This window comes from Stenotrophomonas sp. PS02297 (assembly GCF_029959705.1).
GTDB lineage: Bacteria > Pseudomonadota > Gammaproteobacteria > Xanthomonadales > Xanthomonadaceae > Stenotrophomonas > Stenotrophomonas nitritireducens.
On record NZ_JASCOS010000010.1, the window covers coordinates 12,957 to 39,671 of the forward strand.

The window sequence follows — 26,715 nt, forward strand, 5'->3', positions numbered from 1 at the left end:
TGTCGCGCATCGCGACCTCCTCCTGCAGGTGCGGGGCCTGCCCGCATGGCGTTTCGCTGGAATGCCCGCACGCGGGGCAGGCCCTGATCCACGAGCACATGGATGGTCAGCGATAGCCGGCCGCCTGCAACTCGAAAAGTTCGGCGTAGCGGCCGCCTTCGGCCATCAACTGTTCGTGGGTGCCGCTGGCCTCGATGCGGCCGTCGGCCAGCACCAGGATGCGGTCGGCCATGCGCACCGACGAGAAGCGGTGCGAGATCAGCACCGCGGTGCGCTGCTCGGAAAGCTCCTTGAAACGCTGGAACACCTCGAACTCGGCGCGTGCGTCCAGCGCGGCGGTGGGCTCGTCGAGGATCATCACCTGCGCGTCGCGCATGTAGGCGCGGGCGATGGCGATCTTCTGCCACTGGCCGCCGGACAGGTCCACGCCGCTCTTGAAACGGCGCCCGATCAACTGTGCGTAGCCCTCGGGAAGGGCGTCGATCACCTCGTCGGCCAGCGCGCGGCGCGCGGCGCCGCGGATGCGCGATGCATCGTCCATCGCCTCGACCTGGCCGACGCCGATGTTCTCGCCGGCCGACAGGTGGTAGCGCACGAAATCCTGGAAGATCACGCCCATGTTGGCGCGCAGGTCGTCCAGGTCGTAATCGCGCAGGTCGCGGCCGTCGAGCAGGATGCGGCCCTCGTCCGGGTCGTAGAGCCGCGCCAGCAGTTTGACCAGGGTGGTCTTGCCGGCGCCGTTCTCGCCGACCAGGGCGATCACCTCGCCGGCGCGCAGCTGGAAATCGAGATGGCGCACGGCCCAGCGCTCGGCGTCCGGGTAGCGGAAGCCGACGTCCTCGAACACGAAGCCGGCGCGGATCGGCCGCGGCACCGGCAGCGCGTCCGGGCGCGAACGGATTTCCGGTTCGATGGCGAAGAAGGAGAACAGGTCGTCCAGGTACAAGGCCTGCCCGGCGACCTGCGAGAAGCCGGTCAGCAGGCCTTCCAGCAGCTGGCGCAGGCGCAGGAAGCTGCCGGACAGGAAGGTCAGGTCGCCGATGCTGAAATCGCCGCGGATCGTGCGCCAGGCGATGTAGGCATAGGCGGTGTAATAACCCAGCGTGCCCAGCGCCGCGAGCAGCGTGCCCCAGAACGCACGCCTGCGCGCCAGCGTGCGGTTGGCGCGGTAGAACCGTTCGGCCAGCAGCTTGTAGCGGTCGATCAGGAACCGGTGGAGGTTGAAGATCTTCACCTCCTTGGCGGTTTCCACGCTGGCGCCGACCTGGCGCAGGTAGTCGAGCTGGCGCCGTTCCGGAGTCCAGCTGTAGTTGAGCGAATAGCCCAGCGTGTTGAAGTGCGACTCGCCGAGGAAGGCCGGTACCAGTGCCACCGCCAGCAGGGCGATCAGCCAGGGCGCATAGGCGACCAGGCCGGCGGCGAAGCTGATCACGGTGACCGCATCCTGCGCCTGTCCGAGCAGCTGGCTCATCAGGTTCATGCGGCCCATGGTCTGGCGCCGGGCGCGGTCGAGCTTGTCCTGCAGCTCCGGATCCTCGAAGTCCTCAAGGTCCAGTTCGGCGGCGTGCTCCATCAAGCGCACGCTGGTGGCGTTGGTGAACAGCTCGGACAACAGCGTGTCGGCGTAGTTGACCACCCGCCCCAGCAGGTCCGAGCCGATGGCGATGCCCAGTTCCAGCGCCAGCAGTTCCAGCAGCAGATCGAGGTGGCCGCTCGCCCATGCCTCGCCCAGCGGCGGCATGGCGCCGGCCCCGGCCAGGCGCACGGCCTCGTCGATGATCAGCTTGCCGACGTACAGCATCGCCACCGGCAGCAGCGCACGCACCAGGCGCAGGCACAGGCTGGCCAGGGTCAGGGCGGGGCTGGTCTGCCATATCTGCCGCAGGAACGGCGGCAGGTTGCGCATGGCGTTCATGCGCTCGCGGAAGCTGGGGCGCTTTCCAGTGGCGGAAACGGGGGGCGATGGCGCGTGCGGCATGCGGGACTCGGGCGGCAGGGCCGGATCAGGTTACCTGCTGCCCGCCGGGTTCAGCCGTTTTCATCCAGGTCGATGTCGCCCATGCGTGCGTCGTCGGTGCCGTCCGGGTTGTCGCGCACGGCGCGGCCACGCGGGCCGAAGGAGCGCCGGCCGCTGTCGATGTTGAGGTGGCTGCGCACGCCACGCACGCCTTCGATGGCGGCCACCTGCGCTTCGACCTGCTGTTTCGCCGCTGCATCCGGCACGTCGCCGGACAGGGTGACATGGCCGTCCTTGACCTGCGCCAGTACCTGCGAGGTCTGGCCCTGCGCACCGAGCATGCGCACCACATCGTCGCCGATCAGGGTGTCGGAACGTTCCGCGGCCATGGCGTTCTCCTGCAGGAATGGAGCCCAACCATGGCGCAGGCGTCGTGAGCGTCCCGTCACCTCAGCGGCGCGGACCTTCCGGCGGCGGCGGATCGGAGGACTGCAGCGCCACCGGCAGGTGCCAGCCATAGTGCATGGCCATCATCCGCAGCCCGAAGCACAGCCCGGCACCGGCCAGCGCGCGGGGCAGGGCAGGCAGCCCGAGCCAGTAGCCCAGGGCCACCACCGCCGCGCCGGCCAGCGCGGCCACCGCATACAGTTCGGCCTGCAGCACCAGCGGCACCTGCGCCAGCAGCACGTCGCGGGCGATGCCGCCGCCGATGCCGGTGAGCATGCCCAGCGCGGCGGCCATCGGCGGGGCGATGCCGAAGGCCAGCGCCTTCTGCGTGCCGGCCACGGCGAACAGCGCCAGGCCCATCGCGTCGAACATGCGCACCGGGTATTGCAGCCGTTCGATCAGCGGTGCCCAGAAGAAGGTGACCACGCCGGCCAGCAGGGTGATGGCCGGATAGCGCCAGTCGCTGATCGCGGCCACCGGCGTGGCGCCGATCAGCAGGTCGCGGGTGATGCCGCCGGCCAGTGCGGCGGCAAAGGACAGCACCAGCACGCCGAAGATGTCCAGCCGCCGGCGCACCCCCATCGTCGCGCCGGACAGGGCGAAGACGAAGGTGCCGATGAGGTCGAGGATCAGTACCAGGGTTCCCATGCGGCCGTATTGTGCGGCCTGCCGCTGGCGGCGGCCATTGTGCCCGGGCACATGGGCGCCGCCAGCAGCGATGGACGCGGCGCGGAAGAGGTCAGGGCAACGGCGGCAGCAGCCCGGCGCCGAGGCGGTTCCAGGCATTGATCACCGCCACCGCCATGCTCAGGTCGCTGATGCCTTTCTCGTCGAAATGCGGCGCCAGCGCGTCGAACGCGGCCTGCGGCGGCGCGCCATCGGGCAGGCGGGTCAGGGCCTCGGCCCAGCCCAGCGCGGCGCGCTCACGCTCGTCGAAGAAGCGGCTCTCATGCCAGGCGGGCAGGGTGTCCAGCTTGCGCGGCTCGATCCCGGCCTTGCGCAGCGCGGTGGCATGCATGTCCATGCAGTAGCCGCAGCCGTTGATCTGCGAGACCCGCAGGAACACCAGTTCCAGCAGGCCAGGCTCCAACGAAGCCGAATGCACGGCCTGGCTGGTCGCCAGCAGGGCCTTGAACGCATCGGCGGCCAGGCGGGTGTAGGGAACGCGGGGGGAAGTGCTGCTCATCGGGAGGGCTCCAGTGGACGGCCGCAGTGGCCGCCTTCATTGCAAGGACGCGCCCGTGTCCTCGGCTGTGACAAGGGCGCGCAGTTTGTGCGGATTGAGCACGCTGTAGATGCGCGCGATGCGGTCGCCGTCGACCACGATGGTGGTGACCGAATGCAGGTGGTCGCCATCGAAGCGCAGGATCGCCGGCTCGCCGTTGACGCTGCCCAGCCGCGCCGGATGGGTCCCGCCGCGGCGCGCGATGGCCCAGAACAACTGGCCGATGCGCTCGGCGCCGAGCAACGGCCGGATCGCCGCGGTGACCACGCCGCCGCCGTCGGAGACCAGCTGTGCGTTGGCATGCAGCAAGGCCTGGAGGGCGGCGTTGTCGCCCCGTTGCGAGGCCTCCATGAACCGGGCCAGCAGGCGGCGGTGCTGGCCTGCATCGGAGGCGAAACGCGGCCGCCCTTCCTGCAGGCGTTTGCGCGCGCGATGCACCAGCTGGCGGCAATTGGCTTCGCTGTGGCCGAGCAGGCCGGCGATGAGCGCATAGTCATGGTCGAACGCCTCCCTGAGCAGGAAGGCGGCACGCTCTTCCGGGCCGAGCTGTTCGAGCAGGGCCAGGAAGGCCAGCGAGACGTCCTCGGCCAGGGCGTGGACCTGCGCGGGATCGGGCGCGGGCGGCAGCTCCATGGCGATGTGCAGCGGCTCGGGCAGCCAGGGCCCGACGTAGTCCAGGCGCTGGCGGGTGGCCATGCGCAGGCGGTCCAGGCCGAGCCGGGTGGTGGCGGTGACCAGCCAGGCCTCGGGATCGGCGATCGCGGCGGTATCGATACCGGCCCAGCGCAGCCAGGCGTCCTGGACCACGTCCTCGGCGTCGGCGCGGCTGCCGAGCAGGCGGTAGGCCAGCGCCAGCAGGCGCGGGCGGTGGTGCTGGAAGGTTGCGGTCATGTCCATGCGGGAAGGACGCGGCAGGGCGTGCAGGCGTGACAACGGGAAGCCGCTACTTTGCCTCACTGGCCGGCGCGCGGCCGCGGACGGTGCGTTGCAGCCCCGCCATGGATGGCAGGGCGTAAAATACCCGGCTCAACCCCCGCCAGCCTCGAGCAAGCCGTGACATCGATCAAGCAGGAAGACCTCATCCAGTCCATCGCCGACGCGCTGCAGTACATCTCGTACTACCACCCGGCCGACTACATCAAGAACCTTGCCGCCGCCTATGAGCGCGAGGAGTCGCCGGCGGCCAAGGAAGCGATGGCGCAGATCCTGATCAACTCGCGCATGTGCGCCGAGGGCCATCGCCCGATCTGCCAGGACACCGGCATCGTCACCGTGTTCCTCGAGATCGGCATGAACGTGCGCTGGGATGACGCCACCATGGGCGTGGAGGACATGGCCAACGAGGGCATCCGCCGCGCTTACGCCTACCCGGACAACAAGCTGCGCGCCTCGGTGCTGGCCGATCCGGCCGGCAAGCGCACCAACACCAAGGACAACACCCCGGGCGTGGTCAACGTGAAGGTGGTGCCGGGCGACACCGTCGAGGTGATCGTCGCCGCCAAGGGCGGCGGTTCGGAGGCCAAGAGCAAGTTCGCCATGCTCAACCCGTCCGACTCCATCGTCGACTGGGTGCTCAAGACCGTGCCGACCATGGGCGCCGGCTGGTGCCCGCCGGGCATGCTCGGCATCGGCATCGGCGGTACCGCCGAGAAGGCGATGCTGCTGGCCAAGGAAGCGCTGATGGAGCCGATCGACATCAACGACCTCAAGGCCCGCGGCGCTTCCAACCGTGCCGAGGAGCTGCGCCTGGAGCTGTACGACAAGGTCAACGCGCTGGGTATCGGTGCGCAGGGCCTGGGCGGCCTGACCACGGTGCTGGACATCAAGGTCAAGGATTTCCCGACCCACGCCGCCAACCTGCCGGTGGCGATGATCCCCAACTGCGCCGCCACCCGCCACGCGCACTTCACCTTGGACGGCAGCGGCCCGGTGATGCTGGACCCGCCGTCGCTGGAAGACTGGCCGCAGATCACCTACGACGCCTCCAAGGGCACCCGCGTCGACCTGGACACCATCACCCCCGAGGAAGTGGCCAACTGGAAGCCGGGCCAGACCCTGCTGCTCAACGGCAAGCTGCTGACCGGCCGCGATGCCGCGCACAAGCGCATGGTCGACATGCTCAACAAGGGTGAGGAACTGCCGGTCGACCTGAAGGGGCGCTTCATCTACTACGTCGGCCCGGTCGATCCGGTGCGCGACGAGGTGGTGGGCCCGGCCGGCCCGACCACGGCCACCCGCATGGACAAGTTCACCCGCCAAATCCTGGAGCAGACCGGCCTGCTGGGCATGGTCGGCAAGGCCGAGCGCGGCCCGGCGGCGATCGAGGCGATCCGCGACAACAAGTCGGCCTACCTGATGGCCGTCGGTGGCTCGGCCTACCTGGTGTCCAAGGCGATCAAGGCCTCCAGGGTGGTCGGTTTCGCCGACCTGGGCATGGAAGCGATCTACGAGTTCACCGTGCAGGACATGCCGGTGACCGTGGCGGTGGATTCCACCGGCGAATCGGTGCACAAGACCGGTCCGCGCGAATGGCAGGCCCGCATCGGCAAGATTCCGGTGATCGTGGAATAAGGCGCCGCCACGTCCGACGTGGCACCGAAACAGCCCGGGCGTATGCTCGGGCTGTTTCCATATGGGGCTGTGGACATGCGTACAGGGCTGTGGACGGGGCTGATCGGCGTATCGCTGCTGCTGGCCGGGTGCTCCAGCGATGGGGGTTCGCGCGAACCGCCGCGCAACGACCCGGCCGCCTGCGTGAGCTACTGCCAGAAGGCCCATCAGCTCTGCAGCGCCAATCCGCGCGGCTATGGCGATTGCGGCGAGGCCAACCGCGACAACCAGTGCGACAGGATCACCAATCCTGAGTTGCGCGGGGCCTGCCAGACCTCGCAGGCGTTCTGCCAGAACCGCTCGGCGGCCGCGGTCTGCGGCGAGAGGTTGAACAGCTGCATGTCCAGCTGCAACTGAGGGCGAGGTCCGGCGGCAGCGCCATGGCGCGTTTCCGCCCGGCAATGCGGCGGCCGCTCCGGCGCTAAGATGGCGCACCGCCTGCCAGGGAGAGCCCCATGTCTGTCGTCCTATATGGATCGCAAAGCACCGCTTCGCTGGTCGTGCACTGGCTGTTGATCGAACTGGGCATCGAGCACGAACTGCACCAGCTCGATTTCGAGCGGGGAGAGCAGAAGTCTCCCGGTTACCTCGCGATCAACCCGGCCGGGCGCGTGCCGACGCTGCTGATCGACGGGCAGGTACTCACCGAATCGGCGGCCATCGCCATGCACCTGGTCGATCTGCATCCGCAGGCCGGGCTGGCGCCGGCGCCGGGTACGGCGGCGCGCGGCGACTATTACCGCTGGATGTGTTTCTGCGTCTACACCCTGATGCCGGCCTACCGCGCGTGGTTCTATCCGCACGAGCCGGCCGGCGAGGCCAGCATCGACGCGGTGAAGGAGCGCGCCCGCGTGAAGCTGGAGGCGGCCTGGCAGCAGGTCGCCGATCACCTGCAGGACGAGGGGCCGTACATGCTGGGCGCGCAGGTCTCGGCGGTGGATTTCATGTTGACCATGCTGATGCGCTGGTCGCGCAACATGCCGTGCCCGGCCGATGCCTGGCCGGTGCTGGCCGCGCATGCGCGGCGGATGAAGGATCGCCCCGCGCTGGCCGAGGTCTACCGTCGCGAGGGCATCAGCGACTGGACCTGAAGCGTCGCGCCCGTCCCCGCGTGCGGCCAGCGGAAGGCGGTGCGCACCCACCGGCCCTTCAATCCACGTAGTCGTCGAACCGGCGCCCGCCCTGGAACGGCATCACGTGCTGCCGGACGATGCCCTTGGGCACGGTCTCCAGCTTCATCACGCCGTATTCCTGCGGCCACTGCGCCTGGTCGCGCGGCAGTTTGAACGTACCCATCAGCATGTCCACCAGCGGCAGGTGGATGGCGTAGTTCACGTCGATGTATTCCTTCTGCCGGGCGTGGTGCCAGTGGTGGTAGCGCGGCAGCACCACCAGGTACTCCAGCCAGCCGAAGCGGATGCCGAGGTTGGCGTGGGCCAGCACCGCCTGCAGGCCGACCAGGATCACGTAGGCGTTCACCGCCGGTGTCGAGAAGCCAAGGACCAGCAGCGGCAGCAGCACCGCGCTGCGGGTCATCACGATTTCGATGAAATGGATACGCGAGCCGGCCAGCCAGTCCATGTGCCGGCTGGAATGGTGCACAGCGTGGAAGCGCCACAGCCACGGGACGTTGTGGTAGGCGCGGTGCAGCAGCGCCTGCGCCATGTCGGCCACGAACACCGCGATCAGGAACTGCGCCCAGACCGGCAGCGACTGGATTGCGGCCTTCAGCGACGGGAACGCGGCCAGCCCGGCGATGGTGGAAGTGGAGGCGGTGACCAGGATCAGGATGAACTGGACCAGCACATGGCTCATGAAGAAATAGGCCACGTCGGTGCGCCAGCCCGGGCGCAGCGGCGACAGCGCGCGCTTGCCCAGGTAGCGCTCCAGCGGCACGAACACCAGCGCCGAGAAGAACAGCGACAGCACGAACCAGTCCAGCCCCAGCGAATAGGGCGTCCTGCCGATGGCGTCGAACTGCACGTTGGTGCCGCCCAGCAGCACCGCCAGGGTCGCGCTGCCGACGCCGATCGTGGCGATGCGCTTGTTGCGGTCGCGCAGGATGGCCAGCGTGCCGAGGATGAAAGCCGCGGCCAGCCCGACCAGCAGCAGGTGGCGGGCGAACTGCTCGTTGTAGACCGCGCGGAACTCGCGGCTGGTCAGCAGCTCGGGGAAGTGGAAGCAGGCCACCGCCATCAGGCTCAACAGCCCCAGCAGCGCGGAGGCATGGGCGAAGAAGGAGCGGTGCGGTCGGGCCATGCGGGACTTCCTGTCGAAGATCGCAGGATTCTGCCTGCGCGCCAGCAACGGCGGCAAGCCCGCTCATGCGTGCAGGCGGAGCCGACCACAGGAGCGGCTGCAGCCGCGATGGAGCTTTGTCGAGGCGGTCGTTTCGCGGCTGAAGCCGCTTCTGCGGCGTTCCCCAGGACTTACAGCAGCGTGCGCACCGTCTCCGGTGGGCGGCACAGCGCGGTGCCCTTGGGCGTGCGCACGATCGGGCGGTTGATCAGCGCCGGGTGCATCGCCATCGCCTCGACCAGCGCGGCTTCGTCGTCGAGCTTGTCCGCCAGCCCCAGTTCGACATAGGCGGCTTCCTTGCTGCGCAGCAGGTCGCGCGCGGGCATGCCCATCTCGTCCAGCAGCTGGCGCAGGGTCGCCGGATCGGGCGGGGTGGCGAGGTAGTCGATGACCTCGATGTCGGCGCCGGCCTCCTGCAGCAGGGCCAGAGCGCCGCGCGAGTTCGAGCAGCGGTTGTTGTGCCAGATCGTTGCGTTCATTACCTTCAGAACCATTCCAACAGCGAGATGCCGACGCCGATATAGGTGGCGCGGTGGTTGTAGTCGATCATGCTTTCGCCATAGCCGTCGAACACCTGTACATGCCCGCGCAGCAGCCGGTTGAGCGGGAAACCATAGTCCAGCTGCACCGAGCCGTGCGAGCGGTCGCCGCTGCGCAGCGAGTGGCGCGCGGTCACCGAGAACTCATGCCCGTTGCGGTTGTAGACCAGGGTGGCGTCGCCGCGGCCGGTGTAGTCCTCGATGTCCGGGTTGTTGTCGTCCTTGGCTTTCTCCGGGATGCGATACCAGGGGCGCAGCATGATCGCCCAGTTGTCCCGGTCCAGGCCGACATTGAGGATCACCCGGTTCCAGCTGCGCGACAGCGGATCGCTGCGGCCGTTGGACTGGTGGTTGAGGCTGATGCCGGTCATGCGGCCGTTCCAGCCGAACAGCGAATAGCCGTTACGGAAGACGAGCATGGCTTCCGGCTCGTAATTGGTCTCGCGGAACGGGCGCGAGATTTCGCTGTTGTAGGCCTGCCAGTGCGAACTCTGGGTATAGCCGACCCAGATGTCGCCGTTGTCGCCGAACAGGTTCTCGGCGACCTTGGTCTTGAAGCTGAGCTGGAACTTCAGCTCGGTGTTGTCCAGTTCCTCGGCCTCGGTGACGGTGTTGGCCGGGTTGGGCGAGTGCGGCATCCGGTTCGGCTTGTCGGTCCAGAACGCGGGCAGCAGGTACACAGGCTTGTAGGCGCGCAGCTGGAACAGGCCGAGCTTGGAGTCCTTGGCCAGTTCCCAGCGGCTGTCCAGCATCGAGCCGCGGCCGGCGTTGGCTACGGCCGAGGCGAGGTCGTCGTGGGCGAAGAGCTCGTTGCGGGGCGGCAGCGGCTGGTCCAGTTCCTTTGCGCTGGCCTTGGCTTCCTTGAGCGTCTGCTGGGCGGCGCTGGCGGCGGCGTCCGCCGCGCGGGTGTCGGCCGGCGTGCGGCCCAGGGCACGGTCGTAGCAGCTCAGGCGCGCGGCGTCCGAGTCCAGGGCGAAGCAGGCCTGCGGCGAGGCCGGCGTGGTGATCGATTCCTGCGCCAGTGCGGCAGCGGAGCAGCCCGTCAGGGCGAGCAGCAGGACAGGGCGGGCGCGGGACGTATGCATGCGGGAGCGGTCCATCCGGACGAGGTAGAGGAAGGCCCCTGCACGTTCAGGGCGGGGGCCATCGGCAGGATTGTCGGTCATTGCCGTGTGCAGCGGGAGTCATCGCCGGCGCGGGCCCGGTTCAGACGAACCAGGCGATGGCGAAAACCCCGAGCATCGCCACGGCCAGACCGAGCTTGAGCGCCACGCCCAGCACGATGCCCAGCCAGGTGCCGATGCCGACCCTGGTCGCCTGGCCCAGCTTGCGGCCGTGCAGGTATTCGCCGAGCAGCGCCCCGAGGAAGGGGCCGGCGAACAGTCCGATCGGCATGAAGAACAGCCCGGCCACGGTTCCCACCAGCGACCCGACCAGCGCCAGCCGGCTGGCGCCGAGCCGTTGCGCGCCCAAGGTGGTGGAGAGCACGTCGACCACGATGGAGATGATGGTCAGCACTCCGAGAACGACCAGCGGCAGCCAGCCCACATGGGTGAAGCCGTCGGTCCAGGCCGCGACCAGCAGGCCGGCGAAGACCAGCGGGATGCCGGGCAGGGCGGGCAGGATCACGCCGGCGATGCCGACGATCACCAGCAGGGCCGCTAGCAGATACAATATGAATGAATAGTCCATGCGGGTTCCGGGCGATGGCCAAAAGGGGTTGACAAGATTGTCTTTACCCGATTGATTTTTGGTTATGGTCGGGTTAAGTTTCAGCCGCTGAGCTTGGCAAGGTCACCGTGAATCGTGGCCTGATGGGTAGATCGCATGATTTGCTGCATCGTTGCACCTCGCTTCCTCCTTGCAGTCAGCCGCCTTCCGGGGCGTATCCATCACACGAGAGAGCAACAGGGAGTTAGTCGAGATGTCCGATCGCGAAACCGGCATTGTCAAGTGGTTCAATGACGCCAAGGGCTTCGGCTTCATCAGCCGCGAGAATGGCGAAGACGTGTTTGTGCACTTCCGCGCCATCCAGACCCAGGGCTTCAAGAGCCTGAAGGAAGGCCAGAAGGTCACCTTCACCGTGGTCCAGGGGCAGAAGGGTCTGCAGGCTGACGCCGTGCAGCCGGTCTGATACAGCCCGCGGAACAGGAAAGCGAAAAGGCCCGCGCAAGCGGGCCTTTTCCATGCAGCGTCCTTGCGGGCGCAGCCTGGGTCAGCGCAGCACCACGCGGCCGTTGACCACGCGCACGTAGGTGTTCTCGCGGATGCCGCCGAGATCCTTCTGGTTGACCATGATCACGCGGCCGTCGTCCATCCGTACCTGGATGTCGTACGAGTCGCCGGTGACGTTCTGCTGGATCTTGTTGCCGGCCAAGGCGCCGGCCGCCGCGCCAGCGGCCGCGGAGATGTTCTGATTGCCCTTGCTGCCACCGGTGTGGCTGGAGATTTCATGGCCGGCCACGGCGCCGACGATGCCGCCGAGGATCGCGCCGGTAGCGGAGGGCGCGGTACGGCCCGAAGCCACCGTATCGATGCGGGTGACGATGCCGCAGTCGGCGCAGCGGGCGTTGTTGTAGCCGCCGCTGCTGTAACCGCCGTTGTTGTAGCCGCCACCGCCGCTGTAACCCGGGGAAGTGGCGCAGCCGGCCAGGGCCAGGCTGGCGATGGCGCCCGCAGCGATCAACTGGATCTTCATGGTGATTCTCCTTGCCAGATGGGTAGCGGGTATGACCATACCCGGCACGGTGAATCCTCCCTTTTCGCACGTGAATGGCGGGCCAACCACGCGTGAAACGGAAGTCGATTCACCTGAAATCCTGATGGCAGGCCTTGCAGTCGTTTCCAAGCTGTTCAGTGACCGCTGCCAGCGCGGTGCAATCGGCCGGCGGCGAGGCCAGCGCGTCGTTCAAGGTGGCGCGGAAGCGGCTGGCGTGCTGCTGGAAACGGGTGTCGTCGCGCAGGCCCGGGAAGGCCAGGTCCAGGTCGTTGGTCAGCGAGCGCAGGGTCTGCAGGCGCGGGGTGGAGTCATTGACGCTGCAGCGGTTCTGCTTGCGGCTGTCGCCCAGCAGCTGTGCCTGGCGCGCCATGACGTTCATCAGGCTGTGCGGGAACGGATCCTGCCGGGCCTGGAGGGCGCGCATCGCCATGACGGTGACGACGATGCCGACCAGCAGGCCGGCGATCAGCACGAACAGGTAACGGGATGCGTTGGACTGGGTACGGCTGGGTTCGGTCATGGCCCGGGCTCCTTGGGGATGCGTCGATGGTACGACGCACGGCGCGTTTCCGGCCACGGTTAAAATGCGCGCATGAAAGAACAAGTGCGCGAACGTTTCGCCGGCATCGACCGGCTGTATGGGGCTGGCGCCATCGAGCGGCTGTCAGGCTGCCGGGTGGCCGTGGTGGGCATGGGCGGTGTCGGCTCGTGGGTGGTCGAGGCGCTGGTGCGTTCGGCGGTCGGGCACCTGACCCTGATTGATGCCGACGACATCTGCGTGTCCAACACCAACCGGCAGCTGCCGGCGCTGGCGGGCCAGTATGGGCGGAACAAGGCGGTGGCGATGGCCGAGCGCTGCCGCGCGATCAACCCCGACGCCGAAGTCGAGGCGGTGGAGGCGTTCCTGACCGGCTCCAACATGGCCGAGCTGCTGGATCGCGGTTTCGACCTGGTCGTCGATGCCTGCGACAGCTTCCGGGTGAAGGTCGAGACCATCGCCTGGTGCCGCCGCCGCAAGCTGCCGCTGATCACCGTGGGCGCGGCCGGCGGGCGTACCGACCCGACCCTGGTGCGGGTGCGCGATGTGTCACGGACCGAACACGATGCGATGCTGGCGCTGATCCGCCGGAAGCTGCGCGGCGAGTTCAATTTCCCCAAGAACCCGCAACGCTATTTCGGCGTGCCTGCGGTGTATTCGCTGGAGAACGTGAAGTATCCGCAGGCCGATGGCAGCGTCTGCGGGCTGCGGCCCAACCTCGGCGCCGATGCGGCGCTCAAGCTCGATTGCGGCGCCGGCCTGGGCGCGGCGACCCATATCACCGGCGCATTCGCCTTCGCCGCGGTCGGCAAGGCGCTTGAAATGCTGCTCAAGCCCAAGGTGCGCTGAGGGCTCCTTCCGTGAGAGTGATTTCAGTCGCGACCGGGCTTTTCCGTCATGGCCCCTTGCACGCTGCGTGCGCTGGCGCATGGCTCCATCGCGACTGAAGCCGCTCCTAGAGGGGCGCCGAAGCCGGCAGATTGAACAGGTATCGTGCGTTCGCGGTGGTCTGCGAAGCGATCTCCTCCACGGGCTGTCCGCGCAGCGCGGCGACGGCCGCGGCGATGGCGGCAAGGCGCGCGGGTTCGTTGCGCTGGCCGCGGATGTCCGCATCGGGCTGGTCCGGCGCATCGGTTTCCAGCAGCAGGAACTCCAGTGGCATCGTCGCCGCCAGCGTGCGCAGGCGGTTGGCGCGCGGGTAGGTGACTGGCCCGCCCAGCCCGATCAGGAAGCCCATGTCCCACAGTTGCCGGGCCTGTTCCGGGCTGCCGGAGAAGCTGTGGATGACGCCGCGCAGGCCGCCGATGCGGCGCAGGGTCTGGATCACGTCCTCCACCGCGCGGCGGGCGTGCACGATCACCGGCAGCTCGAATTCGCGGGCCAGCTGCAGCTGCTTTTCGAAGTAGTGGCGCTGTGTGGTGGGGTCCAGGCCGTCCACGAAAAAATCCAGTCCGCATTCGCCCACCGCGCAGGGCTTCTCACGCTCCAACCAGGTCCGCAGTTCGTCCAGGTGCGCGGGGCGGTGGTCGGCCAGGAACATCGGGTGCAGGCCATAGGCGGGGTGCAGCGCAGCGTCATTGGCGCAGGCCTGGCGCAGTGCCGGCCAGCTCGCCGCGGTTATCGCCGGAACCACCATCGCGGCCACACCCGCCGCCCTGGCGCGGGCGAGCATCGCGTCACGGTCGCCATCGAATTCCGGCGCATCCAGGTGGCAGTGGCTGTCTACCAGGTGCATGGCTCAACGCTTGCGCGGAAGCGCGGGAGGCTCGGTTCCGGCAACCGGATCCTTGCGGCGCTTCCAGTTGGCCAGCAGCAGGGTGCCCATGCCGAACAGGATCTCGTCGATGAAGGGGACCGGGTCGGGCAGGAGCATGCTCAGCACGAACAGGGTGGCCGTGATCTTGAACAGCGTCGGGTAGCGCAGCTTGCGCGCCCATTCCATGAAGGGCAGCAGCATGGGGCTGGACATGGCGGAATCCTGGAGGCGGTGGTGGAGCGGGAAGTCCAATATTGCGACAGCCGGCCGGATTTTCATGAGAGGAACGGTGCGATGGATGCCTCTGTTCAGGTTTATCGTGCTGGAATTGCCCCCAGGTCAACAGGCGGGCGTCCCGCTGGGAGCAGACGATGAAGAGCAATACGACCACCGTTCTGGTAGCTGCCGGCGCCCTGCTGGTGGGAGGCATCGCCACCGCAGCGTTCATGAGCGCCCGCGACAAGGCGGCGCCCCTGCCGGCGATGCAGGCCGAGCAGCCGGTGCTGGACACCACGCCGCTGGCCGATGATGCCGCGGCCGGCAACGCGCTCGCCCCGCACGAACCGGCGCTGGAATACGCCGACGTGCTCAAGGTCGAGCCGGTCAGCCGCAGCGAGCCTGCTTACGCCACCGTGATCGGCACCGAGCCGGTCCGCGAAACCTCCACCACGACGGTGCCGCACGAGGTGTGCGAAGACGTGGTTGTGCAGGAGCGCCTGCCTGAGCGCGACGGCAACGTCGGTGGCACGGTCGCCGGCGCGGTCATCGGTGGCCTGCTGGGCAACCAGGTGGGCAAGGGCAACGGCCGCAAGGCGGCGACCGCCGCGGGTGCCGTGGCCGGTGGCGTGATCGGCAACCAGGTCGACAAGCGCCATGTCGGCGGCCGCGTCGTGCAGCGTACCGAGCGCCAGTGCCATACCGAGCAGACCGCTTCGGAGTCGTCGCGCGTCACCGGCTACAACGTCACCTACCGCAAGGCCGACGGCAGCACCGGCACCATGCGCATGGACAAGCAGCCGGGCAACCGTGTCGCCCTCGGCAACGCCAGCCGGACCGTCGGTTACGACGTCACCTACCGCTTCAACGGGCAGGAAAAGAAGGTGCGCATGGACGACAAGCCGGCCAGCGATCGCCTGCCGGTCATCGATGGCCAGGTAGTGACGCAGACCGCGGCGATGGACACGGCATCCAGCCGACGCTGAGCCTTCGCCGGAAGGGGTGACCTTCCCGCCTGCAGTCGTTACAGACAACGCCCCGCACTCGGGGCGTTGTCTTTTTGCGGGTGCCGGAACTACGGGTGTGTCGTTGCCGGCAACCAGGTCGGGGTGGGGTGGCCGGCGGTGCGCATGAGGGTGGCGCCTGTAAAAAAGCCAGGCCCCGGATTCCCGGGGCCTGGCCTTGATCCGTTTTTCGCGTTGCGTACCGGCGTCAGGAAGCGGCCTTGCTCTTGGCCAGGCGCAGCCAGGTGTCGACCACGGTGTCCGGGTTCAGCGACACCGACTCGATGCCTTCCTGCATCAGCCACTCGGCCAGATCCGGATGGTCGGACGGGCCCTGGCCGCAGATGCCGACGTACTTGCCCTTGGCGCGGGCGGCCTTGATCGCCATCGACAGCAGCTTCTTCACCGCCGGATTCCGTTCGTCGAACAGGTGCGCCACGATCGACGAGTCGCGGTCCAGGCCGAGGCTGAGCTGGGTCAGGTCGTTGGAGCCGATCGAGAAGCCGTCGAAGATCTCGAGGAATTCATCGGCGAGCAGCGCGTTGGACGGCACTTCGCACATCATGATGATCTTCAGGCCGTTCTCGCCCTGCTTCAGGCCGTTCTGCTCCAGCACCTCGACGACCTTGCGGCCTTCTTCCAGGGTGCGCACGAACGGGATCATGACCCACAGGTTGTCCAGGCCCATTTCGTTGCGCACGCGCAGCACGGCCTTGCATTCCAGCGCGAAGGCGGCCGAGAAGCTCGGATCGACGTAGCGGCTGGCGCCGCGGAAGCCGATCATCGGGTTCTCTTCGTGCGGCTCGTAGCTGCTGCCGCCGATCAGGTTGGCGTACTCGTTGGACTTGAAGTCAGACAGGCGCACGATCACCGGGTTCGGCGCAACCGAGGCGGTGAGGGTGGCGATGCCTTCGGCCAGGCGGTCCACATAGAAGCTGACCGGGTCGCCGTAGCCGGCGATCTTCTCGTCGATCTTCTTCCTGGTCACCGCATCCTGGCGGTCGTATTCCAGCAGCGCGTTCGGGTGGATGCCGATGTGGCTGGCGATGATCATTTCCAGGCGGGCCAGGCCGATGCCGGCGTTCGGCAGCTGGCCGAAGTCGAAGGCACGTTCCGGGTTGGCCACGTTCATCATGATCTTCAGCGGTGCCGGCGGCATGTTGCCCAGATCGGTGGTGGTGCGCTCGAAGTCGAGCTTGCCTTCGTAGATGAAGCCGGTATCGCCTTCGGCGCAGCTGACGGTGACCTGCTGGCCATCTTCGATGACCTTGGTGGCGTTGCCCGAACCGACCACGGCCGGCACGCCCAGTTCGCGCGCGATGATCGCGGCGTGGCAGGTGCGGCCGCCACGGTTGGTGACGATGGCCGAGGCGCGCTTCATCACCGGCTCCCAATCGGGGTCGGTCATGTCGGCGATCAGCACGTCGCCCGGCTGCACGCGGTTCATGTCGTCCAGCGTCTTGACCACGCGGGCGGTGCCCGAGCCGATCTTGGCGCCGACGGCACGGCCTTCGGCCAGCACCTTGCCGCCCTTTCCGGTCAGCGCGAAGCGCTCGATCTGGGTGGCGTGGCTGCGCGATTTCACCGTCTCCGGGCGCGCCTGCACGATGAACAGCTTGCCGCTTACGCCGTCCTTCGCCCATTCGATGTCCATCGGGCGGCCGTAGTGCTTCTCGATGGTCAGCGCCTGGCGCGACAGCTCGGCCACGTCTTCGTCGCTGATCGAGAAGGTATTGCGCAGCTCGGCCGGGGTGTCCTCGATCCTGACGCGTTCGCCGGGGACGTCCGAATACACCATGCGGATCGCCTTGCTGCCGAGCGAGCGGCGCAGGATCGCCGGCTTGCCGGCCTGCAGGGTGGGCTTGTAGACGTAGTACTCGTCCGGGTTGACCGCGCCCTGCACGACCATTTCGCCCAGGCCGAAGGAGGAGGTGACGAACACCACGTCACGGAAGCCCGATTCGGTGTCCAGGGTGAACAGCACGCCCGAGGAACCCACGCCGGAGCGCACCATCAGCTGCACGCCGGCGGACAGGAACACGTCCTCGTGCTTGAAACCGTGGTGCACGCGGTAGGCGATGGCGCGGTCGTTGTACAGGGAGGCGAATACTTCCTTGACCTTGCGCACGACGTCGTCGGCGCCGGTGACGTTGAGGAAGGTTTCCTGCTGGCCGGCGAAGGAGGCATCGGGCAGGTCCTCGGCGGTGGCCGAGGAGCGCACCGCCACGGCCACTTCGCCGCCGCCGTTGTCGGCGCTCAGCTTGGCGTAGGCGTCGCGGATGTCCTTGTCCAGCGCCGGCTGCAGCGGGGCGTCGATCACCCAGCCGCGGATCTCGCCGCCGGCGGCGGTCAGCGCGTTGACATCCTCAACGTCCAGCGTCGCCAGCCGGTCGAAGATGCGCTTGGACAGGTCGTTGTGGGCGATGAAATCCTTGAATGCTTCGGCGGTGGTGGCATAGCCGCCGGGCACCGAGACTCCCAGGCCGGCAAGGTTGCCGATCATCTCGCCGAGCGAGGAATTCTTGCCACCCACGCGGGCCAGGTCGGCCAGGCGCAGCTCATGCAACCACAGGATGTTCTCGTTCAAGCGCGATGCTCCGTTGAGGCCATCGCCCGAGGCGGGCTGGTATGGCCACGTCCGTAGGAAGAAGCCAATATGATGCAGTGCACACCTAAGCGGCACAAGCTTGTGACATTACTTTGTCTTGTGCTTGTCTTTCCCGGGACAGGGGCGGGTCACCCGGCCGGCCCCGCCACCCTCAATCCTCCAAGGAGTCCTGCATGACGGCGATCCGGCCGGTGTTCTATGTCTCGGACGGTACCGGCATCACTGCCGAGACCGTGGGCCACAGCCTGTTGACCCAGTTCTCAGGCTTCAGTTTCGTGACCGATCGCATGTCGTTCGTGGACGATGCGGACAAGGCGCGTGAGGCCGCGCTCCGCATCCGTGCCGCGGGGGAGCGCTACCAGGTGCGGCCTATCGTGGTCAGTTCCTGCGTGGACTCGGCACTGGGCAGGATCCTGGAGGACGAGAGCGGGGCGCTGGTGCTGGATGTGTTCGTGCCCTTCATCGGCCCGCTGGAACAGGAGCTGGATGCGGCCCGTCATTCGAAGATCGGCCAGGCCCACGGCATGGTGGATTTCGACACTTACCACCGCCGCATCAATGCCATGAACTTCGCTCTCAGCCACGACGACGGCATCGCGGTGAACTACGACGAGGCCGACGTGGTGCTGGTGGCGGTGTCCCGCGCCGGCAAGACCCCGACCTGCATCTACCTGGCGCTGCACTACGGCATCCGCGCGGCCAACTACCCGTTGACCGAGGAGGATCTGGAGAGCGACCGCCTGCCGCCGCGCCTGCGTCCATACCGCAGCAAGCTGTTCGGCCTGACCATCGACCCGGAGCGGCTGCAGCAGATCCGCCAGGAGCGCCGGCCGAACTCCCGCTATGCCAGCGCCGAGGTCTGCCGCCGCGAAGTGGCCGCGGCCGAAACCATGTTCAGGATGGAGCGCATCCCGACCCTGAGCACCACGCATACCTCGATCGAGGAGATTTCCAGCAAGGTGCTGGGCACGCTGGGGCTGCAGCGGGAGATGTTCTGAAGCCGCGCCGCATGCCGGCGCGATGCCGGCCGTGTACGATCAGGCCATGACACAGGCTCTTTCCCGCGTCGATCGCATTCCCCGGCTCAGCCGCCTCGGCTGGCTGATGGGGTTGTATGCGGAGAATTACCTGCACCTGGTGCGGTTGTTCGCGCCGGACCATCTCCACGAGGGGCGTTACGCCTCGTCCATCGGCGACGGGCTGGACCTGTACCTGGACGTGATCGAATGCCACCGCTATACGGTCGAGCTGCGCATGACCTACGGCATCCTCGATCCGCTGACCGGCGAGCCCGACCCGTCGGCCTACGTGCGCCTGTACCGCGACGCGCAGCAGGTGGAGACCACGCACTGCTATGTCGGGCGGCGCTGGCAGGACGTGATGGGCATGTACCCGCCGGCCGACGAACTGGTCAGCCACCGCCTGCGCATGAACACCTTCCTCGGCAAGTGGCTGGAATACCTGGCCGAGCGCGGGCATGGCGTGGCGACCCTGCATCGCATCCGCGACGCGGTGGCGCCCGGCCCGGCTTCGCTGCCGCTGGAGCACTGAGAAGGCGCGGGCGATCGGTCATACTGCGCGCTTTCACCGCTCAGCCCCGATTCCGATGCCCTACACGCCGATTCTCGCCACCCTGGGTTACGTGCTGTCCAAGGACGGTACCCAGGCCCTGATGATCCATCGCAACACCCGTCCCGGCGACCTGCACCTGGGCAAGTACAACGGGCTGGGCGGCAAGATGGAGCTGGACGAGGACGCACTTGCCTGCATGCACCGTGAGATCCGCGAGGAAGCCGGCATCGAATGCGGTACCACGCGACTGCGCGGCACCATCAGCTGGCCGGGCTTCGGCAAGCAGGGCGAGGACTGGTTCGCCTTCGTATTCGTTATCGAGGACTGGACCGGTACGCCGCTGCAGTCGAATCCGGAAGGCACGCTGGAATGGGTGCCGGTGGACCAGCTCGAATCGCTGCCGCTGTGGGAGGGCGACCGGCATTTCCTGCCGCTGGTGTTCGACGCCGATCCCCGGCCTTTCCACGGGGTGATGCCATACCGCGACGGGCGCATGCAGTCGTGGAGCTACACGCGGTTGTAGGTGGGCGCGCACGGCGCCGATGCCCAGCTCCGGGCGGCCTGCGTGCGAGGCTCGCACTGCCTCTCGTGGCCGCACGTATGCCGTGCGCATGAGAAATGGCGGTATTCACGGCAATCGCGCTAGGCTGGGGCGGCCATGATCCGGAAACCCGAGATGAAACGTCACTTCTCCATGCTGCGCGAGTTCCGGCTCGCCGACTGGTTCACCCTGGGCAACGCGTTCTGCGGGACCGGCGCGGTGTTCGCCGCGATGCGTTTCCTGCAGGACGGCCAGCGCGGTTTCCTGCTGTTCGGCATGGCGCTGATTCCGCTGGCGTTCGTGTTCGACGCGCTGGATGGGCGGATCGCCCGCTGGCGGCAGTCCTCCTCGACCCTGGGGCGCGAACTGGATTCGCTGGCCGACGTGATCTCCTTCGGCGTCGCACCTGCGGCGCTGGCATACGCCTGCGGCATGCAGGGCGGGTGGGACTGGCTGGTACTGAGCTACTTCGTCTGCTGCGGGGTGAGCCGGCTGGCGCGCTACAACGTCACCGCCGAGGAAATCGCCGGCGATTCGGACAAGGTTCCCTACTTCGAGGGAACGCCGATCCCCACCAGCCTGGCGCTGGTGATCCTGCTGGCGGTGGCCGCCCATTTCGAGGCGATCGGCGCGACTCTTTGGGGGGGCGTCTGGCAACTGGGGCCCTGGCAGCTGCATCCGCTGGTGCTGCTGTTCGCGCTGTCCGGTTCGCTGATGATCAGCAAGACCCTGCATATTCCCAAGCCCTGACCGCCGGAACGCGGCCGCGTTGCTATCATCGTCGCGACGACAGCGAAGCAGGGCGATGGCAGTGGCGGACGACAACGACAGCGCGGGTTTCGACGCCGGCCTGAAACGCTCATGGGAGGCATGGCTGCAGGCCATGGGCCAGGGAGACGGCATGTCCTCCGGTGCCTTTCCCTGGCGGGAAGGCATCGAGCAGTGGACCCGGCTGGTCGGTGCCGATGCCGCGCCGCAGGTACAGGAGCTTGGCGCCCGCTTTCAGCAGCAGGCTGGCGACTGGCTGGGCATGATGCAGCAGGTCGCGGCCCGGTTCGCCGGCCGCGACAGCAGTGCCGGCGAGGTCGCCGGCGCCTGGCGCGAAGCCGTGGAAGGGCAGGGCGATGCCATGGTGCGCTGGATGCTCGACGCGGCCCGTGGTGGCAACGCACTGGGCGACCAGCCCTGGGTACGCAACTTCGTCCACGCGCTGCAGTCCGGTTTCGGCGAGGCGGACTGGTTGAACGCACCGGCCTTCGGCCCGGCACGCGAGCACCAGGCGCGCTGGCAGGCGTTGCTGCGGGCGCAGCGCGAGCACCAGGCGCGCATGGAGGCCTATGTCGCGTCGATCCGTGGCGTGCTGGACGATGCGTTCCGGCGCTTCGAGGCGAAGCTGGCCGAGCATGAGGCGCCGGGCAGCCAGCTGACCAGCGCCCGCGCGATGTTCGACCTGTGGATCGATGCGGCCGAGGAGGCCTATGCCACGGTGGCCATGTCCGAGGATTTCCAGCGCATCTATGCGGATCTGGCCAATACCCAGATGCGCCTGCGCGCGGCGACCCGGCAGGAGCTGGAGCGCGCCTGCGAAATGATGGGCGTGCCGACGCGCACTGAGATGGATGTGGCCCACCGCCGCATCGCCGAACTGGAGCGCTGGATGCGGCGCATGGCCGCCGGCCGGGCCGAACGCCGGGCCGAACCCGCTCCTGCGCGGGCAAAGCCGGCCGGCGATCCCGCGAAAAAGACGAAGCCGGCTTCCGCAACGAAAGTGAAGGCGCCTATCAAGCCGGCCAAGAGCATCGCGAAGAAGCGCGCATCGCGCCCCGCCGCCGCCCCGCGCCGCGGAGACAAGGCATGAAGGGTCCGCTGGGCTTCGGCATGGACGATCTGCTGCAGGAAGCCCTGCAACTGCAACGCAAGCTTGCCGACGGGCTGAAGCTGCTGCCGGACGTGGAGGATGTCGGTTACGGCGCCACCGCGCGCGAGGAAGTCTGGAGCGACGGCAAGGTCAAGCTGTACCGCTTTATCGGCGCGCAGCCGCCCTCGGGGCAGCCGCCGCTGCTGATCGTCTATGCGCTGGTCAACCGGCCCTACATGGTGGACCTGCAGGACGGCCGCTCGCTGGTGCAGAAACTGCTGGCCGCCGGCCAGGACGTATATGTGCTGGACTGGGGCTATCCCGACCGTTCCGAGCGTTTCCTGACGCTGGAGGATTACCTGCTGCGCTACGTCGACGGCGCCGTCGATCACCTGCGGGCCCAGCATGGCGGGCCGGTGAATCTGCTTGGCATCTGCCAGGGCGGCGTGTTCTCGCTGTGCTATGCCGCGCTGCGTCCGCACAAGGTGCGCAACCTGGTCACCATGGTCGCGCCGGTGGATTTCCACACCCCGGACAACATGCTCTCGCACTGGGCGCGGCACGTGGACGTGGACCTGTTCGTCGATACGCTGGGCAATGTCCCGGCCGACCTGATGAATGCCAGCTACCTGATGCTCAAGCCGTTCCGGCTCAACGTGCAGAAATACGTGGGGCTGGTGGACATCCTCGACGACAGGCAGGCGCTGGAGGATTTCCTGCGCATGGAAAAGTGGATCTTCGATTCGCCGGACCTGGCGGGGGAGGCGTTCCGCGAGTTCGTCAAGCAGTTCTACCAGGGCAACGGCCTCATGCGCGGCAGCATCCGCATCGGCGACGAGGCGGTGGATCTGGCGCAACTGCGGATGCCGGTACTCAACATCTATGCCGAGCAGGATCATCTGGTGCCGCCGGCGGCCTCGCAGGCGCTGCGTGGAAAGACAGGCACCACCGACTATACGGAGCTGGGTTTCCGCGGCGGCCACATCGGCATCTATGTCTCGGCGCGGGCGCAACGTGAAGTCCCGAGCGCCATCCACGACTGGCTGAGCAGGCGCGCATGAGGCATCGCATCCCCGTTGCGGCGCTCTTGGTCCTGGCCGTGGTTTCCGCCACGGCCGATGCCGCGCCAGGTGCTGCGGCCCAGCGCGAGATCGACGGGTTGATGCAGGCGCTCGAGGATTCGGGTTGCCGCTTCCAGCGCAACGGCACCTGGTATCCGGCCAGCGATGCGCGCAGCCATCTGCAGCGCAAGTACGACTACCTGCTCAAGCGCGACCAGGCCGACACCGCCGAGCAGTTCATCGAGCGTGCTGCCAGCCGCAGCAGCATGAGCGGCAAGCCGTACCGGGTATCGTGCCCCGGGCATGCCGAACAGGATTCGGCGCCCTGGTTCCAGCAGCAGCTCGTGCGGCTGCGCGGCCACTGACGACTCCGGCGCAAGGTGTTCTGGTGACGGGGCAGGAGCATGCGTGAATCCGCTGCGGCGTGGGGCCTTCAATTGGCGCGTGCATTGGGTGCGCTCTGGACGTCGCCCAACACCCTGGCCGGCCTGCTGGCCGGGGTGGCGGGCATGGCGGCCGGCGCAAGGCCGCATTGGAACCGGCGCGACTGCGCGCTGGTATTCCACCGTTGGCCATGGGGACCAGGTGGCGCGATCACGTTGGGCATGGTGATCCTGCATACCGGCGATACGCTGGACGCGTCCTGCACGACCTACGAACATCGCGCCGGTCGCTGCGAGCATCCACGGGTCCGCCTCGGCGACCATGAGCGCGCGCACGTATTCCAGTACATGGTGCTGGGGCCGCTGTTCCTGCCGGTCTACCTGCTGTGCGGTGGCGTCAGCGTCCGCAATCCCTTCGAGCGTGCAGCCGACCGCTATGCGATGCACGGGCACGGCTGGTGGCCGGGCCGTTCCTGAATCGAGCCGGCGCAGGCCCGGGTCTTGAAAACGCAACCGGCCGGTCATGGCGCCTCAACCTTTTTTGTACATCCTGGTAACGCCTGCCCACCTAGAGTGGGCTCGTTACAAACGCAACAGGAGTACCGGTCACCATGGCAGTCGTTCTTTATATCGGTGGCAGCAAGGATGGCAAGAAGGGCGTGGTGCCCTATGGTTTCAGCAAGACCCGCATGGATACTGACGATGGTCCGGAAATCTATGTGGAACGGGTAATGGATGTAAGCGGCAAGGGCCGGATGCGGGTGATGGTGCTGGAAACACTGCGCGACGACATCGCGTTCCAGCGGCTGAACCGGCACCTGGGATAGAAGGCGGGGAGCCCGGCCCGCGGCTGCGCAGAGCAATCCCGGGGCGGGCTGTCAATGGGTTTCCCCTCCCGGGACGCGCTGCCAGAATGCAGGCTTCCCGAGTAGCGGTAGTCCCTGGAATCCATGCAAGACAGCAAGCTCGCGCAGCAGATCGCGCAGACCATCGCCGAAGAGATCGGCGCACAGCCCGCACAGGCCAAGGCCGCGATCGCGCTGCTGGACGAAGGCGCCAGCGTTCCGTTCATCGCCCGCTACCGCAAGGAAGTCACCGGCGGACTGGACGACACCCAACTGCGCAATCTGGAAGTCCGCCTGACCTATCTGCGCGAGCTGGAAGACCGGCGCGCCGCGGTGCTGGCCAGCATCGCCGAGCAGGGCAAGCTGAGCGACGAGCTGCGCAACGACATCCTGGCTGCCGACACCAAGTCGCGCCTGGAAGACCTGTACCTGCCGTACAAGCCCAAGCGCCGCACCCGCGCGCAGATCGCCCGCGAAGCCGGGCTGGAGCCGCTGGCCGATGGCCTGCTCGCCGATCCCACGCAGGATCCCCAGGCCTTCGCTGCCGCCTTCGTCGATACGGACAAGGGCGTGGCCGATGCCAAGGCCGCGCTGGAAGGCGCGCGGGCGATCCTGATGGAGCGCTGGGGCGAAGACGCGGCACTGGTCGGCGAACTGCGCCAGTGGCTGGGCGATGTCGGCGTGATCCGCGCCCGTGTCGCCGAGGGCAAGGAAACCGAGGGCGCCAAGTACCGTGACTACTTCGAGCACGCCGAGCCGCTGGCGAAGATTCCCTCGCACCGCCTGCTGGCGTTGTTCCGCGCGCGCCGCGAGGAAATCCTGTTCCTGGAGCTGGACCCGGGCAATGAAGCCGAGACCGGCCACCAGTACGCCGAAGGCCGCGTGGCATGGAAGGCGGGCATCGCCGACCAGGGGCGGGCGGCGGACCGCTGGCTGCTCGATGCGTGCCGCCTGACCTGGCGTGCCAAGCTGCACATGCACCTGCTGCTGGACCTGTTCAACCACGCCCGCGAGAAGGCCGAGGCCGAGGCCATCGCCGTGTTCGGCGACAACCTCAAGGACCTGCTGCTGGCCGCGCCGGCCGGCCCGAAGGCCGTGCTCGGTCTGGACCCGGGCATCCGCACCGGCTGCAAGATCGCCGTGGTCGATGCCACCGGCAAGCTGCTGGCCACCGAGACGATCTATCCGCACGAGCCCCGGCGCCAGTGGGAACAGTCGCTGCAGACCCTCAGGCACCTGTGCGCCAAGCATGACGTCGAGCTGATCGCCATCGGCAACGGTACCGCCAGCCGCGAGACCGACAAGCTGGCCGGCGAGGTCCTCAAGGCCTGCAACAACCCGAAACTGCAGAAGGTCGTGGTCAGCGAAGCCGGTGCGTCGGTGTACTCGGCATCGGAGTTCGCGGCCAGGGAATTCCCGGGTCTGGACGTGTCCTTGCGTGGTGCGGTGTCGATCGCGCGACGCCTGCAGGATCCGCTGGCGGAGCTGGTCAAGATCGAACCCAAGGCGATCGGTGTCGGCCAGTACCAGCACGACGTCGACCAGTTCCGCCTGGCCAAGGCGCTGGACGCGCGCGTGGAGGACTGCGTCAATGCGGTGGGCGTGTTCGTCAACACCGCATCGGCGGCCCTGCTGTCGCGCGTGTCGGGCCTGTCGTCGACCGTGGCCGAGAACATCGTCCGCCACCGCGACGAGAACGGGCCGTTCAAACGCCGCCGCGACCTGCTCAAGGTGCCGCGCCTGGGCGACAAAACGTTCGAACAGTGCGCCGGCTTCCTGCGCATCGCCGATGGCGACGAGCCGCTGGACGCCTCGGCCGTGCACCCCGAAGCCTATCCGGTAGTGGAGCGCATCGTCGCCGCGGCGCAGCGGCCGATCAAGACGCTGCTTGGCGACGGCGGCTACCTGCGCGGCCTGAAGGCCGAGCAGTTCACCGACGAGACGTTCGGCGTGCCGACGGTACGCGACATCCTGAAGGAACTGGAAAAGCCCGGCCGCGACCCGCGTCCCGAGTTCAAGGCGGCGCGCTTCGCTGACGGCGTTGAGGACATCAAGGACCTGCGCGAAGGCATGGTGCTGGAAGGCGTGGTCAGCAACGTGGCCGCCTTCGGCGCGTTCGTCGACATCGGCGTGCACCAGGATGGGCTGATCCACATCTCCGCGCTGTCTGACACTTTCGTCAAGGACCCGCGCGACGTGGTCAAGGCCGGCGACATCATCAAGGTGAAGGTGCTGGAGGTCGACGTCGCCCGCAAGCGCATCGCGCTGACCCGCCGGCTGGACGACAGTCCGGCGCCCGCCAAACGACCGGACAAGGGCGCGGGGCAGGGTCATCCTGTCCGGCGCGATGGCGGCCGCGGCGAACCGTCGCGGGGCGCACGTCCAGGCAGCTCGGCGCCGCCGGCGGACAATGCCCTGGCCGAAGCGTTCGCGCGCGCGCGCCGCAGTTGATGCGCTGACCTCCCCATGCAGACGAAAGGAAGGCCCCGGTATCCGGGGCCTTCTTTTTCTTCGGCAAGGTGGGGCGCCGGCATTCGG

30 protein-coding genes are annotated in these 26,715 nt (G+C 67.7%); 16 read left to right on the forward strand and 14 right to left on the reverse strand.

The window, feature by feature from the left end; translation table 11 throughout:
* Positions 1–106 precede the first annotated feature (106 nt).
* From QMX80_RS04140 to QMX80_RS04160, 5 genes are all read right to left on the reverse strand, one after another.
* The gene (locus tag QMX80_RS04140) at positions 107–1,978 is read right to left on the reverse strand and encodes an ABC transporter ATP-binding protein (protein WP_282275442.1); all 1,872 of its coding nucleotides are present in this window, start codon (positions 1,976–1,978) and stop codon (positions 107–109) included.
* 50 nt (positions 1,979–2,028) lie between these two features.
* The gene (locus QMX80_RS04145) at positions 2,029–2,346 is read right to left on the reverse strand and encodes a BON domain-containing protein (protein ID WP_055769277.1); all 318 of its coding nucleotides are present in this window, start codon (positions 2,344–2,346) and stop codon (positions 2,029–2,031) included.
* Between the two features lie 61 nt (positions 2,347–2,407).
* On the reverse strand, positions 2,408–3,052 hold the full coding sequence (locus QMX80_RS04150; protein WP_282275445.1) for a trimeric intracellular cation channel family protein: 645 nt from the start codon (positions 3,050–3,052) through the stop codon (positions 2,408–2,410).
* 91 nt (positions 3,053–3,143) lie between these two features.
* Complete coding sequence (locus QMX80_RS04155) at positions 3,144–3,590, reverse strand: carboxymuconolactone decarboxylase family protein (RefSeq protein WP_282275446.1); 447 nt, start codon at positions 3,588–3,590, stop codon at positions 3,144–3,146.
* A gap of 36 nt (positions 3,591–3,626) precedes the next feature.
* Complete coding sequence (locus QMX80_RS04160; RefSeq protein WP_282275447.1) at positions 3,627–4,526, reverse strand: RNA polymerase sigma-70 factor; 900 nt, start codon at positions 4,524–4,526, stop codon at positions 3,627–3,629.
* 156 nt (positions 4,527–4,682) lie between these two features.
* Between QMX80_RS04160 and QMX80_RS04165 the strand changes: the two genes are divergently transcribed.
* The 3 genes from QMX80_RS04165 (at position 4,683) to QMX80_RS04175 (ending at position 7,330) form a co-directional block, all read left to right on the forward strand.
* Positions 4,683–6,200, forward strand: coding sequence for a fumarate hydratase (locus QMX80_RS04165; protein WP_282275448.1), 1,518 nt, complete (start codon positions 4,683–4,685; stop codon positions 6,198–6,200).
* A 75-nt stretch (positions 6,201–6,275) separates the two neighbouring features.
* Positions 6,276–6,596, forward strand: a complete 321-nt coding sequence (locus QMX80_RS04170) for a hypothetical protein (protein ID WP_282275449.1) — start codon at positions 6,276–6,278, stop codon at positions 6,594–6,596.
* 98 nt (positions 6,597–6,694) lie between these two features.
* On the forward strand, positions 6,695–7,330 hold the full coding sequence (locus QMX80_RS04175; protein ID WP_282275450.1) for a glutathione S-transferase family protein: 636 nt from the start codon (positions 6,695–6,697) through the stop codon (positions 7,328–7,330).
* Between the two features lie 58 nt (positions 7,331–7,388).
* Here QMX80_RS04175 and QMX80_RS04180 read toward each other — a convergent pair whose 3' ends face one another.
* From QMX80_RS04180 to QMX80_RS04195, 4 genes are all read right to left on the reverse strand, one after another.
* The gene (locus QMX80_RS04180; protein WP_282275451.1) at positions 7,389–8,498 is read right to left on the reverse strand and encodes a sterol desaturase family protein; all 1,110 of its coding nucleotides are present in this window, start codon (positions 8,496–8,498) and stop codon (positions 7,389–7,391) included.
* Between the two features lie 170 nt (positions 8,499–8,668).
* Entirely contained in the window at positions 8,669–9,016 is a 348-nt protein-coding gene (gene arsC, locus QMX80_RS04185) for an arsenate reductase (glutaredoxin) (protein WP_282275452.1), read from the reverse strand.
* 5 nt (positions 9,017–9,021) lie between these two features.
* Entirely contained in the window at positions 9,022–10,161 is a 1,140-nt protein-coding gene (locus QMX80_RS04190) for a phospholipase A (protein ID WP_273083544.1), read from the reverse strand.
* 121 nt (positions 10,162–10,282) lie between these two features.
* Complete coding sequence (locus QMX80_RS04195; protein WP_055769251.1) at positions 10,283–10,768, reverse strand: DUF456 domain-containing protein; 486 nt, start codon at positions 10,766–10,768, stop codon at positions 10,283–10,285.
* 232 nt (positions 10,769–11,000) lie between these two features.
* On the opposite strand from QMX80_RS04195, the gene QMX80_RS04200 reads away from it, so the two are divergent.
* Positions 11,001–11,210: a cold-shock protein gene (locus QMX80_RS04200; protein WP_054665365.1), complete on the forward strand. Its 210-nt coding sequence runs from the start codon at positions 11,001–11,003 to the stop codon at positions 11,208–11,210.
* An 81-nt stretch (positions 11,211–11,291) separates the two neighbouring features.
* On the opposite strand, the gene QMX80_RS04205 is transcribed toward QMX80_RS04200, so the two are convergent.
* Complete coding sequence (locus tag QMX80_RS04205) at positions 11,292–11,774, reverse strand: glycine zipper 2TM domain-containing protein (protein ID WP_055769248.1); 483 nt, start codon at positions 11,772–11,774, stop codon at positions 11,292–11,294.
* A 109-nt stretch (positions 11,775–11,883) separates the two neighbouring features.
* Positions 11,884–12,315 carry a cytochrome c gene (locus QMX80_RS04210; protein ID WP_055769245.1) on the reverse strand — a complete coding sequence of 144 codons (432 nt, stop codon included), beginning with the start codon at positions 12,313–12,315 and terminating at the stop codon, positions 11,884–11,886.
* Between the two features lie 72 nt (positions 12,316–12,387).
* Here QMX80_RS04210 and QMX80_RS04215 point away from each other — a divergent pair, with 72 nt between their 5' ends.
* Complete coding sequence (locus tag QMX80_RS04215; RefSeq protein WP_282275457.1) at positions 12,388–13,182, forward strand: tRNA threonylcarbamoyladenosine dehydratase; 795 nt, start codon at positions 12,388–12,390, stop codon at positions 13,180–13,182.
* Positions 13,183–13,288: 106 nt separating this feature from the next.
* Here QMX80_RS04215 and QMX80_RS04220 read toward each other — a convergent pair whose 3' ends face one another.
* Both QMX80_RS04220 and QMX80_RS04225 read right to left on the reverse strand, forming a co-directional pair.
* Entirely contained in the window at positions 13,289–14,068 is a 780-nt protein-coding gene (locus QMX80_RS04220; RefSeq protein ID WP_282275458.1) for a TatD family hydrolase, read from the reverse strand.
* A gap of 3 nt (positions 14,069–14,071) precedes the next feature.
* Complete coding sequence (locus QMX80_RS04225; RefSeq protein ID WP_282275459.1) at positions 14,072–14,302, reverse strand: DUF6116 family protein; 231 nt, start codon at positions 14,300–14,302, stop codon at positions 14,072–14,074.
* A gap of 158 nt (positions 14,303–14,460) precedes the next feature.
* On the opposite strand from QMX80_RS04225, the gene QMX80_RS04230 reads away from it, so the two are divergent.
* Entirely contained in the window at positions 14,461–15,291 is an 831-nt protein-coding gene (locus tag QMX80_RS04230; RefSeq protein WP_055769236.1) for a glycine zipper 2TM domain-containing protein, read from the forward strand.
* 226 nt (positions 15,292–15,517) lie between these two features.
* Here the strand turns inward: QMX80_RS04230 and ppsA are convergent, their stop codons facing one another.
* Entirely contained in the window at positions 15,518–17,896 is a 2,379-nt protein-coding gene (gene ppsA, locus QMX80_RS04235) for a phosphoenolpyruvate synthase (protein WP_282275460.1), read from the reverse strand.
* 194 nt (positions 17,897–18,090) lie between these two features.
* Between ppsA and QMX80_RS04240 the strand changes: the two genes are divergently transcribed.
* From QMX80_RS04240 to QMX80_RS04285, 10 genes are all read left to right on the forward strand, one after another.
* The gene (locus tag QMX80_RS04240; protein ID WP_282275461.1) at positions 18,091–18,915 is read left to right on the forward strand and encodes a pyruvate, water dikinase regulatory protein; all 825 of its coding nucleotides are present in this window, start codon (positions 18,091–18,093) and stop codon (positions 18,913–18,915) included.
* A 46-nt stretch (positions 18,916–18,961) separates the two neighbouring features.
* Complete coding sequence (locus QMX80_RS04245) at positions 18,962–19,468, forward strand: DUF1249 domain-containing protein (RefSeq protein ID WP_055770295.1); 507 nt, start codon at positions 18,962–18,964, stop codon at positions 19,466–19,468.
* Between the two features lie 55 nt (positions 19,469–19,523).
* Complete coding sequence (locus QMX80_RS04250) at positions 19,524–20,012, forward strand: 8-oxo-dGTP diphosphatase (protein ID WP_055769227.1); 489 nt, start codon at positions 19,524–19,526, stop codon at positions 20,010–20,012.
* Positions 20,013–20,165: 153 nt separating this feature from the next.
* Positions 20,166–20,780, forward strand: coding sequence for a CDP-alcohol phosphatidyltransferase family protein (locus tag QMX80_RS04255; RefSeq protein ID WP_055769224.1), 615 nt, complete (start codon positions 20,166–20,168; stop codon positions 20,778–20,780).
* 55 nt (positions 20,781–20,835) lie between these two features.
* A complete protein-coding gene (gene phaE, locus QMX80_RS04260; protein ID WP_282275462.1) occupies positions 20,836–21,888 on the forward strand; it encodes a class III poly(R)-hydroxyalkanoic acid synthase subunit PhaE in 1,053 nt (350 codons plus the stop codon).
* Positions 21,885–22,949, forward strand: a complete 1,065-nt coding sequence (phaC, locus tag QMX80_RS04265; RefSeq protein ID WP_282275463.1) for a class III poly(R)-hydroxyalkanoic acid synthase subunit PhaC — start codon at positions 21,885–21,887, stop codon at positions 22,947–22,949. Before phaE ends, phaC begins: the two co-directional genes overlap by 4 nt.
* Positions 22,946–23,314: a DUF5329 domain-containing protein gene (locus QMX80_RS04270; RefSeq protein WP_282275465.1), complete on the forward strand. Its 369-nt coding sequence runs from the start codon at positions 22,946–22,948 to the stop codon at positions 23,312–23,314. The genes phaC and QMX80_RS04270 overlap by 4 nt, the downstream gene beginning before the upstream one ends.
* Positions 23,315–23,353: 39 nt before the next feature.
* Positions 23,354–23,809 (forward strand): hypothetical protein, encoded by a 456-nt coding sequence (locus QMX80_RS04275; RefSeq protein ID WP_282275467.1) that lies wholly within the window; start codon positions 23,354–23,356, stop codon positions 23,807–23,809.
* 134 nt (positions 23,810–23,943) lie between these two features.
* Positions 23,944–24,159: a hypothetical protein gene (locus tag QMX80_RS04280; protein WP_055769208.1), complete on the forward strand. Its 216-nt coding sequence runs from the start codon at positions 23,944–23,946 to the stop codon at positions 24,157–24,159.
* A 123-nt stretch (positions 24,160–24,282) separates the two neighbouring features.
* Complete coding sequence (locus QMX80_RS04285; protein ID WP_282275469.1) at positions 24,283–26,628, forward strand: Tex family protein; 2,346 nt, start codon at positions 24,283–24,285, stop codon at positions 26,626–26,628.
* Positions 26,629–26,715: the final 87 nt, after the last annotated feature.